Below are 12,075 nucleotides of genomic sequence, written 5' to 3' on the forward strand. Positions count from 1 at the left end.
CCGCAAGCAAGGGGTTGAGCTGGAATCCGGGGCTGACGCCGGCTCCAGGTGGGGTCCCAGCCCTGTTCCGCCTCGTCCAGTAGGGCACCTGGCAGCTGCGCGAACGGCCCGGGCGACCGTGGGGCCGCGCCGGGCCGGTGCGATGGGGCGGAAGGGCTAGGCCGCGCTGGACGTCAGCGACGAGGGCCCGGACGCCAGACGACGATCGCGCCGCGGTCCACCGGGACCAGGTCGCGGCGGTGGCTGGCGTGCGCCTCGGCGACGCGGCGGTCGGCCTCGACCCGGGCCTTCGCCAGTTCCTCGTGCAGCTGGCGGACCTCGGCCTGCAGCGCGAGCACCTGGGTGCCGAGCCGGAGGATCTGGCGAATGCCCTCCAGGTTGACGCCCTCCTCCTGGGAGAGCCGCTGGACCTCGCGCAGCAGCGCGACATCGCGCGCGGAGTAGCGCCGGCCGCGCCCGGCGGTCCGCCCCGGAGTCACCAGGCCAAGCCGGTCGTAGGACCGCAGCGTCTGCGGGTGCATGCCCGCGAGCTCGGCCGCGATCGAGATCACGTACACCGGCGCGTCGTCGTCGTGCGCCGGGCCGGGAATGCCCGGCAGTGGGTAACGCGGCCGCTCAGCGGCCCCGCGGTCTGTCGGCGGGCCCCCGGGTACCGAGCCGGACAGCGGTCCGCCGTGGGCACCGGCACCACCGTGGGAGCGTTGACGCCCGGCGGCCCTGCCGCCCCGGCGGCCGGCCGCGCCAGGGCCGTCCATGCCGGTCTCGTCCCCGCCGGCCGCGCGGTGTCCAGGGACACCCGGCGTCGGCGGGTCGGAGGTGCGGTGCGCTCTTGAGTTCATCTGCCTGCCTCACTTCCCCCTGGTCGACGGGCGCCGCCGACCGAAGTGCCTCCCCCGGGGACTGGCAATAATCACCTGGTCGTGCCCGCCCCCGCGGGCACCACCCATGAGCCGCGGCCTGCTCGGCCGCCGGTCAGATCTGGCCGAACTGCTCGAGAAGGGCCTCACGCGGGTCACCGGGGTGTGCCAGCGCGAACTCCTGCAGAGCGGTCCTGGCCTTCGGGGACAGATCGCTGGGCTTCGGGACCGTCACCTCGACGGTGACGATCAGGTCGCCGTGGCCGCCGTCCGTCTTCGGTACGCCGCGTCCCTTGGCCCGCAGCCGCCGCCCGCTGGACGTGCCGGGCGGCACCTTCACGGTCAGCGGCGCGCCGTCCAGCGTGGGCACCTTGACCGACGCGCCCAGCGTCGCCTCGGAGAAGGTGATCGGCAGCGTGATGGTCAGGTTCGGGCCCTCGCGGCCGAAGACCGGATGCGGCTGGACGTGCACGGTCACCTCGAGGTCGCCTGGGCTGCCGCCGCGCTCGCCTGGGCTACCGCGTCCCCGGACCTTCAGCCGTTGGGCGTCGGCGACACCGGCGGGAATCCGGATCCGCTGCTCCCGGGCGCGCCGTCCACTGCCCTGGCAGTCCGGGCACGGGTGCTCGATGATCTGGCCGACGCCCCGGCACTCCCGGCACGGCTCGGAGAGCGCGAACCCGCCCTGCGAGCGGGAGATCACGCCAAGCCCGCGGCAGACCGGGCAGGTCCGTGGCATCGTCCCCGGCCGGGAGCCGACACCGTTGCAGGTCGCGCAGGTCGCGGCGCCCGGGATGCGGACCGTCGCCTCCAGGCCGGTCAACGACTTCTCGAACGAGATCGTTACCTCGGCCTCGATGTCGGTGCCGCGACGCGGCCCGCGGCCCTGCGAGGACCGCTGGAACATGTCGCCGAAGCCGCCGAGCAGGTCGTCGAGGTTCACCCCGCCCTGGGTGCCGAAGCCGCCGTAGCCGCCGGGGCCACCGAAGCCGGGGCCGCCCGGGTTGGGAACGCCTGAGCCGCCGGGGAAACGGCCCGACTGGAACAGTGCCCTGGCCTCGTCGTACTCGCGGCGGCGGCGCTCGTCGGAGAGGACGTCGTAGGCTTCGGAGATCTCCTTGAAACGCGCCTCGGCCTTGGCGTCTCCCGGGTTCTTGTCCGGGTGCAGCTCGCGGGCGAGCTTGCGGTACGCCTTCTTGATGTCCGCAGCCGGCGCGTCCTTGGGAACGCCGAGAGCGGCGTAGTAGTCCTTCTCGACCATGTCGCGAACACTCACGGCGCCCCTCCTCTCTTCATGAGACGGGGCGCGGGGCGCCCCGTCGTCGGACGCCCCGCGCCCGACCTGTACCTGCCGGCAGGCCCGCCGGACCGGCGTAGCCGGTCCGGCGGGAACCCCGGGGCTCCGGAGAGGCCGGGGGCGCGGGCTGCCCGATCTCTCTCACCTGTCAACGCTGGGGCCGCCGCCCCCCGGGCCGGGAACGCTGCCCGTGTCGTCAGGGGGCGGCGCGTCCGCGGTGTCCGCGGCCGCCGGCTCGGCCGGCGCCTCGGGCTCGTCGACCGGCTCGGCCACGGCGACCTGCGCCACCCGCAGGACCCGGCCGCCGTACGAGTAGCCGGCCCGGAAGACCTCGACGCAGGTCGGCGAGCTCACATCGCCGCGGTACGAGTGCATCAGCGCCTCGTGCTGCAGCGGGTCGAACTCGTCGCCGACGGCGCCGAACCGCTCCAGCCCGACCGCCTCGAGCGCGGTCTCGAGCGACTCGGCTACCGCCTTGAAGGGCCCTTCCAGATCGCCGTGGTCACGGGCGCGACCGATGTCGTCGAGGGTGGGCAGTACCGCGCCGAGCACCCGGCCGGTCGCCTGCTCGGCGATCAGCTGGCGGTCCCGTTCGACGCGGCGCCGGTAGTTGTCGTACTCGGCCTTCAGCCGCTGCAGGTCCGCGGTGCGTTCCCGGACCGCGGCGTTCAGCGACTCGACCAGCGCCAGGGTCTCGGCGTCCGGACCGGGCGCGCCGGCCCCGCCGGCGGCGGAGGCCGCCGCCGGCGAGGAACCGGCGCTCGCGCCCGTACCCGCCTGGGCGCGGATCTCCCCGCTGTTGGGGTCGATACGCCGACGGTCACGGACCACGACAGGAGGCTCCTCGTCTCGGCCCGAGGCCCGGCCCGCGTCGTGGCCAGAGCTCACTGCTTGCCCTCCTCGTCGACGATCTCGGCGTCCACCACGTCGTCGTCGGCCGGGTTGGCCGCCGTCGGGCCGCCGGCGGCGCCGCTCGCCTGCGCCTGCTCGTACATCGACTGGCCCATCGCGGTGCTGGCCTTGCCGAGCTCCTCGGTCGCCGTCCGGATCGCGGCGATGTCGGTGCCCGCGACGGCCCCGCGCAGCGCCGCCAGCTTCTCCTCGACGTCGGTCTTGATGGTGGCGTCGATCTTGTCGCCGTTCTCGGCCAGGAACCGCTCGGTCGAGTAGACCAGCGACTCGCCCTGGTTGCGGGTCTCGGCCTCCTCGCGGCGGGTGCGGTCCTCCTCCGCGTACTGCTCGGCGTCGCGGATCATCGTCTCGATGTCGTCCTTCGGCAACGCGGAGCCGCCGGTGATCGTCATCGACTGCTCCTTGCTGGTGCCGAGGTCCTTCGCCGAGACGTGCACGATGCCGTTCGCGTCGATGTCGAAGGTGACCTCGATCTGCGGCACGTTGCGCGGAGCCGGCGGCAGGCCGGTGAGCTCGAACATGCCGAGCTTCTTGTTGTAGACCGCCATCTCGCGCTCGCCCTGGAAGACCTGGATCTGCACGGACGGCTGGCTGTCCTCCGCCGTCGTGAAGATCTCCGAGCGCTTCGTCGGGATCGTGGTGTTCCGCTCGATCAGCTTGGTCATGATGCCGCCCTTGGTCTCGATGCCAAGCGACAGCGGGGTGACGTCGAGCAGCAGGACGTCCTTGACCTCGCCCTTGAGCACTCCGGCCTGCAGGCTCGCGCCGACGGCGACGACCTCGTCCGGGTTGACGCCCTTGTTCGGCTCCTTGCCGCCGGTCAGCTCGCGGACCACGTCGACGACGGCCGGCATCCGGGTGGAGCCGCCGACGAGCACGACGTGGTCGATCTGGCTGACCTTGATCCCGGCGTCCTTGACCGCCTGCTGGAACGGGATCTTGCAGCGGTCGATCAGGTCCTGCGTCATCCGCTGGAACTCGGCCCGGGTCAGCGTCACGTCCAGGTGCAGCGGGCCCTCGGCCGAGGCGGTGATGTAGGGCAGGTTGATCGAGGTCTGCGTCGACTGCGACAGCTCGATCTTGGCCTTCTCCGCGGCCTCACGCAGCCGCTGCAGGGCCATCTTGTCCTTGCCGAGGTCGACCCCGTGCTGGCCCTGGAAGGTCTTGATCAGGTGGTCGGCGACCCGCTGGTCCCAGTCGTCACCGCCGAGGTGGGTGTCGCCGTGGGTGGCCTTGACCTCCACGACGCCGTCCCCGATCTCTAGCAGGGACACGTCGAACGTGCCACCGCCGAGGTCGAAGACCAGGATCGTCTGCTCCTTCTCGCCCTTGTCCAGGCCGTAGGCGAGCGCGGCCGCGGTCGGCTCGTTCACGATCCGCATGACGTTGAGGCCGGCGATCTCGCCCGCCTCCTTGGTCGCCTGCCGCTGGGCGTCGTCGAAGTACGCCGGGACGGTGATGACCGCGTCGGTGATGGTGTCGCCCAGGTAGGCCTCGGCGTCCCGCTTGAGCTTCTGCAGGATGAAGGCGCTGATCTGCTGGGGTGTGAAGTCCTTGGTGTCGACCTTCATCTTCCAGCTGGTGCCCATGTGGCGCTTGACCGACCGGATGGTGCGCTCAACATTGGTGACTGCCTGCCGCTTGGCGACCTCGCCGACCAGGACCTCGCCGTTCTTCGCGAAGGCCACGACCGACGGGGTCGTGCGCGAGCCCTCGGCGTTCGCGATGACCGTTGGCTCACCACCCTCGAGCACGCTCACGACGGAGTTCGTGGTGCCGAGGTCGATGCCGACCGCTCGTGCCATGTCTGTGTGCCTCTCGATCTGATGGCACCGCCGCACGGAGTTCCTGCCGGATCAGGATAGTCGATCTTGGAGGTCGTGCCGTGTGCGGAGCCGCCGTTAAGTGTGCTGTTGTACTTGCCGTCCGTGGGACGAGGCCCTCGGACGGCCGAGTCCCTGACCGGGCGTAGCTCGACGCCGGGTGCCTGGAGCGGTCGAGCCGCTCCGCGGCGAGGCCCGGAGCCGCGCCCGGCTGGGAGCCACGGCCATCGAAAGCCGACTGGGTGTCAGCTAACACGGTGAGCCACTCGGGTCAGGTGGGTTGAGTGTAGATGACTCAGGATCGCCGCTGTCAGAATAGCTCGTCGAAGCTGAGTCACGTTGGCTCAACCTTGCGGAGCCGACTTCTCTTCCCGGTTCGCTACCTGGCGGACCCGACCCGTCAGACGCGCGACGGCGCGCGGCCTGAGTGGCCGCGCGCCGTCGTGAGGGCTGGGAGTCCGGGACCGATGAGAGTCCGGACCGCTGAGGGCCCGGGGCCGAGACGGGTCTACCCCTTGGTGCTGTCCGAGCCCTTCTGGGGAGCGGGCGGCTCCTGCTCGGGACGGACGGTGGCGAGGCTCCGCCGGCCGCCGGGCGGCCGGGGGGCGCCGGCTCGCCTGGCGCCCCGCAGCGGCGAGACGATCCCGTCCGGCGGCTCGGTGGCGCGGGGCGGCGGTGGCGCGGTGTCGTCGGCGGTGTGAATACCGATGTCGTATGCGCCGGAGTCGTCGTCGAGCAGGCTGAGGTCGCCGTCGATCTCGTCCCCGCCGGTGGGGATGCCGGTCCTGGTGAAGCCGTCGGCCTGGCGGGACAGCTGCGCCTCCAGCGAGGCCAGCCGGTCGAGCAGGTCGGAGGCGTCGCCGTCGCGTTCCCGGATGGTGTGCAGCGTGTCCATCAGCATCAGCCACTGGTCCCGGTGCAGCGTGACCTGCTCGATGGACCGGTTGTCGATGAACGCGGGGAACAGCGTGCGCGCGGCCGCCACGACCTGTTTGACCTCGGCCGGGTTGAGCCGGCGCGGCCGGCCACGGGCCCAGTCGACGATCGAACGGATATTGATGATCGTGACCCCGTTGACCGCGCCGTCCTTCCACAGCACGTCCGCCTCGACCATCACCAGAACCGCGTTCACCGGGATCTTCACCAGCGGAACCTCGGCGCGCAGCTCGGTCTTGATCTGCTCGGCGAGGAAGGCCGCCCGCTCGATCGCCCCGGTGAGCGGATCACCATCGATGCTGGCGATCTTCTTGGTGTACCGGACGACGCCCTTGCCGGCCTCGCTGCCGAGGATCAGTACCCCGGCGGGGCCGACGAGCAGGTGGCCGACGACCGCGTCGGCGCTTGGCACCCGCATGTCGTGCATGACCACCCAGCCGTGCCGGCGCAGCCGGGCAAGGGCGCGCGCCGTCTTGCGTTCCGCCTCGGCGCTCAGGCGCAGAGTCTCGATCTCGCTGTCGCCGCCGAACGCGGACAGGACGATGACCGCGCTCCATCCGGCGACGATCAGGACGAAGATGCCGAACGCGAAGCCGCCCGGCAGGTCGACGCCGAACGCCAGCACCAGGCTGACCAGCAGGGCGACCGGCACGGACTTGGCCAGCGAGCGCGGGAGCACCCGGCCGAGCCGGTCGCGCCGCACCAGCGCCCGATGCTCACGGGCACGCCGATATTCGGAATAGTGGAACTGACCGGGGCGCCCGGTCTTGTTCGCCGTCGCCGCCCTGGTGATCGTCGCCATCGTGCCCACCGTGGTTCGCAGGGGTGTTCAACGGAGGTTGGAGCGCGCGTCGGCGCGCGGCACCACATGGCCGGGCAGCACGCAGCCGAACAGCACGCCGCTGGCGTGGTTCATCTTGCGGCCCGTGGAAGTGCGCGCACAAGCCTCAACTGGCAGGAACGGGCTGCGCCAAGAGCCGAGGTGTTGCCGCGCCGAAGGCTATCGCCACGAGGGCCGGCGGTCGTGCCGGCTGGCTGCCGGCCAGGCTGGCACCGGTCGGCGATCATGGCCCCGTTCCCTCCCTGGATTGCAGCCTCTCCCTGGGTCGCCGCCGCCCCGATGCTGACCCGGACCTACCAGATCGCTGATCCGGCAGGCGCTCCGAGGGGCGCGGCGTTGCGCGAGCCGCAACCGCGGGCGACTGGCCCCGGTTCACGGCGAACCACGACCCGGCGGCCGGCACGCCGACGGCCCGGTGCCGTTGACGGTCAGACGCGCCACGTGGCCAGGGTGGGACGGTCAGTGCAGAGAGTGCTGATTTCGGGACTGCTGTGCGACCGAGCGTAGCAGCGGGCCGAGGGGTGGCGTGGCTGAACCGTCAGAAGGGCGCTGGCGCGCCCGCTGACGTTCAGCCTGTCGGGCGCTGGGCGCCCTCCCCACGTGGTGCCGGGCCCTGGCATATGGCGGTGGTAGGGCTTGGACCGGGCTGACGACGTGGTCGGGTTGGCGCTGCGCCGATGCGCTGTCACCAGATATGGGTGAGTTGCGCTTTCTGGTCGCTGGTCGCTGGTCGGTGTCGCGGGCGGCCGCGTGGCTGGGCATCCGAGCCCACGGGATGTCTGCCGGGGGTGGGCGCCCCCTGCGTGTTCCGGACCGTGGAGGGCATGTTCGAACTAGGCCCCGATCAGGCCGGGGAGGGGAACTCGTGCTAGACGGACCACGGCGTGGCAGGGTCGGGGATACCGGGGTGGCCGCGGGGTAAGCGGCTGGTGGCGAGGGACACTCCGGAGCACAAGTTACCGAGCAGTACGAGTAGGCTACGGCCCGTTCGCGGAGCCATAGGAGGAGCTAGTGAGAATCGCGATCGGTGGGGCGATCACGCTGATCGCCCTTGCGGTGGCCGGAAGGCGATTCTTCTGGCTGTTCACGTTGATCCGGACCGGACAGCCGGCCCAGGGGCGCCTTGACGACCTTCCGACCCGGGTCTGGAGCGAGATCAGCGAGGTCGGTGGCCAGCGCAAACTGCTCAAGTGGTCGGTGCCCGGGCTCGCGCACGCCTTCACGTTCTGGGGCTTCACCGTCCTGATCCTGACGATCATCGAGGCTTTCGGCGGCCTGTTCGACGACGACTTCCACATCCCGCTGTTCGGGCACTGGGCCGGCATCGGGTTCCTCGAGGACTTCTTCGCCGTCGCCGTCCTGGCCGGCCTGATCACCTTCACGATCATTCGGATCCAGCGGGCGCCGAAGCGCCTGGAGCGCAAGTCGCGTTTCTACGGCTCGCACCTCGGCCCTGCCTGGGTAATCATCGGCATGATCACCGCGGTCATCGTCACCCTGCTGATCTGCCGCGGCGCCCAGTGGAACACCGGCAACCTGCCGCAGGGTCAGACCAAGTGGGCCTTCGCCTCCTACGCCGTCAGCCGGGCCTTCTCCGGCCTGTCCCACGACGTGAACGAAGGCATCGAGACGGCGTTCCTGCTGCTCAACCTCGCGGTCATCATGGGCTTCCTGGTGCTGGTGGCCTACTCCAAGCACCTGCACATCTTCCTGGCGCCGATCAACGTCATCCTCAAGCGGGAGCCGAAGGCGCTCGGCGCCCTGGGCACCACGCCCGACATCGAGTCGCTGATGGAGGAGGACGACCCGATCATCGGCGCGGGCAAGGTCGAGGACTTCTCCTGGAAGGCGATGCTCGACTTCTCGACCTGCACCGAGTGCGGCCGTTGCCAGAGCCAGTGCCCGGCCTGGAACACCGGAAAGCCGCTGTCCCCGAAGCTGATCATCATGGACCTGCGCGACCATCTGTTCGCGAAGGCCCCGTACCTGCTGGCCGGGAGCACCGCCGAGGAGCGCGACGCGGCCGCCGAGAAGCTGGCAGAGAAGAAGGCCGTCACCGGCGTGTCCGAGGACGCGTCCGAGGAGCACGCCGTCCACCACGTGCCCGAGTCCGGCTTCGGCCGGGTGCCCGAGCCGGGTAAGGCCCAGGCGGAGCGCCCGCTCGTCGGCACGGAGGAAGAGGGCGGGGTCATCGACCCCGACGTGCTGTGGTCCTGCACGAGCTGCGGCGCCTGCGTCGAGCAGTGCCCGGTGGACATCGAGCACGTCGACCACATCGTGGACATGCGCCGCTACCAGGTGATGATCGAGTCGGCGTTCCCCTCGGAGGCCGGCGTGATGCTGCGCAACCTGGAGAACAACGGCAACCCGTGGGGCGTCTCGCCGCGCAGCCGTACCGAGTGGACCGCTGGCCTGCCCTTCGAGGTTAAGATCATCGGCGAGGGTGAGCAGATCCCGGAAGACGTCGAGTACCTCTTCTGGGTCGGCTGCGCCGGCGCCATCGAGGACCGGGCGAAGAAGGTCTCCCGGGCCTTCGCCGAGCTGCTCGACATGGCCGGCGTCTCGTTCGCCATCCTCGGCTCGCAGGAGTCCTGCACCGGCGACCCGGCGCGGCGCCTCGGCAACGAGTACCTGTTCCAGGAGATGGCCAAGGCCAACATCGAGCTGCTGAACGAGACGGGCGTCAAGAAGATCGTCGCGACCTGCCCCCACTGCTTCAACAGCCTGTCGAAGGAGTACTCGGCGCTCGGCGGCAACTGGGAGGTCATCCACCACACCCAGCTGCTCGGCAGGCTCGTCGAGGAGAAGAAGCTCGTGCCGCTCACGCCGGTCGAGTCGTCGGTGACCTACCACGACCCGTGCTTCCTCGGCCGGCACAACAAGGTCTACACCCCGCCGCGGGAGATCCTCGAGGCCATTCCGGGCATCCGTGGCCAGGAGATGCACCGCTGCAAGGACCGCGGCTTCTGCTGCGGCGCCGGCGGCGCGCGGATGTGGATGGAAGAGAAGATCGGCACCCGGATCAACACGGACCGGGTGGAGGAGGCCCTTGGCCTCGACCCGGACGTCGTGTCGACCGCGTGCCCGTTCTGCATCGTCATGCTGTCCGACGCGGTGACGGAGCAGAAGCTCGCGGGCAAGGCGAAGGAGACCGTCGAGGTCCTCGACGTCTCCCAGTTGCTGGCCCGTTCCCTCGCGCCGTCCACCGACGGCGCTGGAGCGGAGCCGGCTACCACCGGCTGACCCGCGGCCGGTGGACCCGGCGGCGAACCGAACGGATGGGCCCGGCGCGAGAAGCTCGCGCCGGGCCCATCCGCGTTCGGCGGGTGGGCTACCCGCTCCCGAACTTTCATATAGGGGTTGATGTGGTTGGGTGATCGGCCTACAGTCGGTTCAGCATTTTGACCAGGCGGTCGAAGTACTGAACCGAGCGTTCGGAACAGTGAACGGATCGTCTGGCAGCCACGCTGACAGGGCGGTGTTCCATGACTGTTCAGGCGTCGTCGGAGGCGGGTGGGCCTGCTTTAGCCGGCCTGGGCCCGAGGCCAAAGATCCGAGCCGTCGGCACGGAGCGGGTGTTCGGCCGCGGGGCCAAGGCCGTCCACGCGCTCGGCCCACTCGACCTCACGGTCGGCGACGGGGAGTTCGTCTGCGTCGTCGGGCCGTCGGGCTGCGGGAAGTCCACCTTCCTGCGGATCGTCGCCGGCCTGGTACGCCCGACCGGGGGAACCGTCGAGGTGCGTGCCGGCTCCCCGAACCCAGCCGCGATGATCTTCCAGGACTACGGCATCTACCCGTGGAAGACGGTCGAGGCGAATGTCCGGTTCGGTCTCGACGTGCGCGGCGTGCCGCGCAAGGAAGCCCGGGAACGGGCTCGGATGTGGCTCGAGCGGATGGGGCTCGGGGAGTTCGCGTATGCCTACCCGCGCCAGCTCTCGGGAGGTATGCGCCAGCGGGTGTCGATTGCCCGGGCACTCGCCGTCGAGCCCGAGATCCTGCTGATGGATGAGCCGTTCGCGGCGTTGGACGCGCAGTTGCGCACCATCCTGCAGGACGAGTTGCTCGCCATCTGCCAGGCGGAGCGGCGCACGGTTCTCTTCGTGACCCACAGCCTGGAAGAGGCGATCGTGCTGGGCGACCGGGTCGTCGTCATGAGCGCGCGGCCGGGCCGGATCCTCGCCGAACGGGTACCGCCCTTCCCGCGGCCGAGGTCCGCCGAGGTCCGAGAGTCCGCCGAGTTCGCCGCGTTCCGTGGCGAGCTGTGGACGCTGCTGCGCGGCGAGGTCGAGACCGGGGCGCCTGGAGCGCCTGGAGCCGCCACGACCACCGCCTGGGACGGCGTGGCCAGGCCACCCGCCGCCGCGAAGGGAGCCTGAGATGGCGGGGGCGCAGACGCAGGTCCTCGCGGCCGAGGAGCTTCTCGTCCGGGCGCCTGGGCGTGCCGAGCGGGACCCGATCGGCACGGCGCGCCGGCGCGCCGTCGTCGAGATCGGTCTCGCCGTCGGCGTGCCGGTGGTGCTGCTCGGCCTCTGGCAGGCGGCCAGCGGGCTTGGCTGGGTCGACTCGCGGCTCTACCCGTCGCCCACCGACATCGTCCGGACCGGCGGCCAGATGCTCGGCCACGGCAAGCTGTGGGGCGATATCTGGCATACCACCTTCCGTGTGCTCGCCGGCTTCGCCCTCGGCACGCTGGCCGGCGTGCTGTTCGGGCTGGCGATGGGCTCGGTCCGGCTCATCCAGGTCGCGCTGGAGCCGACCCTGGACGCGTTGTACGTCGTGCCCAAGCTCGCGCTGCTGCCCATCTTCCTGACGATGTTCGGCCTTGGTGAAGGCCCGAAGATCGCGCTCGTGGCGGTGACGGTCTTCTTCTTCGTCTGGATCTCGACGATGTCGGCGATCATCGCCGTGGAGGATGGCTACCGCGAGGCGGGCCGTTGTTTCGGGGCGAACAGATGGCAGATGTTCCGCCATGTGCTCGTCCCGGCCGCGCTGCCGCAGATGTTCGTCGCGATGCGGGTCGCGGCCGGTGTGGCGTTCCTCGTCATCATCGCGGCGGAGTTCATCGTCGGCGACAACGGCCTCGGCTATCTGATCTTCCAGTCGCGGACGCTGTTCATCAACGACCAGATGTTCGTGGGCATCGTGGTCGTCGCGATCGAGGGTGTGCTCTTCGCCGAGCTGGTGCGCCTGGTCGGCCGTCGGGTTACCAGGTGGGCGCCCGCCGACCACGAACGCGCTCGCGGCTAGCGAACCAGCCGCCCTGGCCAAGTCGCCCCCTGGAGCTGGCAGTCGCCCGCGGGGGCTGGCGCACCGGTCCAGCGTCCCGCCCTCGTCCCGGTCCTCGTCCACCTCTTTGATCTGCATCTGACACATCGTCGTCGCGGCGCCGGCAGGCCTGCCCACCGCGCC

At 70.7% G+C, this 12,075-nt stretch carries 8 protein-coding genes; 3 read left to right on the top strand and 5 right to left on the bottom strand.

All coding sequences use genetic code 11. From position 1 onward, the window contains the following. Positions 1-173: 173 nt before the first annotated feature. The 5 genes from BCD48_RS55200 to BCD48_RS39860 form a co-directional block, all read right to left on the bottom strand. Positions 174-839 (bottom strand): heat shock protein transcriptional repressor HspR, encoded by a 666-nt coding sequence (locus tag BCD48_RS55200; protein WP_083419924.1) that lies wholly within the window; start codon positions 837-839, stop codon positions 174-176. Between the two features lie 133 nt (positions 840-972). Continuing rightward, positions 973-2,133 (bottom strand): molecular chaperone DnaJ, encoded by a 1,161-nt coding sequence (gene dnaJ / locus BCD48_RS39845; RefSeq protein WP_071053582.1) that lies wholly within the window; start codon positions 2,131-2,133, stop codon positions 973-975. Positions 2,134-2,295: 162 nt separating this feature from the next. After that, a complete protein-coding gene (gene grpE, locus BCD48_RS39850; RefSeq protein ID WP_071053583.1) occupies positions 2,296-3,042 on the bottom strand; it encodes a nucleotide exchange factor GrpE in 747 nt (248 codons plus the stop codon). Further along, positions 3,039-4,871, bottom strand: coding sequence for a molecular chaperone DnaK (dnaK, locus tag BCD48_RS39855; protein WP_071053584.1), 1,833 nt, complete (start codon positions 4,869-4,871; stop codon positions 3,039-3,041). Before dnaK ends, grpE begins: the two co-directional genes overlap by 4 nt. A 526-nt stretch (positions 4,872-5,397) precedes the next feature. Then, positions 5,398-6,627, bottom strand: coding sequence for a nuclease-related domain-containing protein (locus BCD48_RS39860; RefSeq protein WP_071053625.1), 1,230 nt, complete (start codon positions 6,625-6,627; stop codon positions 5,398-5,400). Positions 6,628-7,677: 1,050 nt separating this feature from the next. Between BCD48_RS39860 and BCD48_RS39865 the strand changes: the two genes are divergently transcribed. The 3 genes from BCD48_RS39865 to BCD48_RS39875 all read left to right on the top strand — a co-directional run bounded on the left by BCD48_RS39865 (position 7,678) and on the right by BCD48_RS39875 (position 11,913). After that, positions 7,678-9,909: a (Fe-S)-binding protein gene (locus BCD48_RS39865; protein ID WP_071053585.1), complete on the top strand. Its 2,232-nt coding sequence runs from the start codon at positions 7,678-7,680 to the stop codon at positions 9,907-9,909. A 242-nt stretch (positions 9,910-10,151) separates the two neighbouring features. Beyond that, complete coding sequence (locus BCD48_RS39870) at positions 10,152-11,042, top strand: ABC transporter ATP-binding protein (RefSeq protein ID WP_071053586.1); 891 nt, start codon at positions 10,152-10,154, stop codon at positions 11,040-11,042. Between the two features lies 1 nt (position 11,043). Then, a complete protein-coding gene (locus BCD48_RS39875; protein ID WP_071053587.1) occupies positions 11,044-11,913 on the top strand; it encodes an ABC transporter permease in 870 nt (289 codons plus the stop codon). Positions 11,914-12,075: the final 162 nt, after the last annotated feature.

This window comes from Pseudofrankia coriaricola (assembly GCF_001854805.1).
Taxonomy (GTDB): Bacteria; Actinomycetota; Actinomycetes; order Frankiales; family Frankiaceae; genus Pseudofrankia.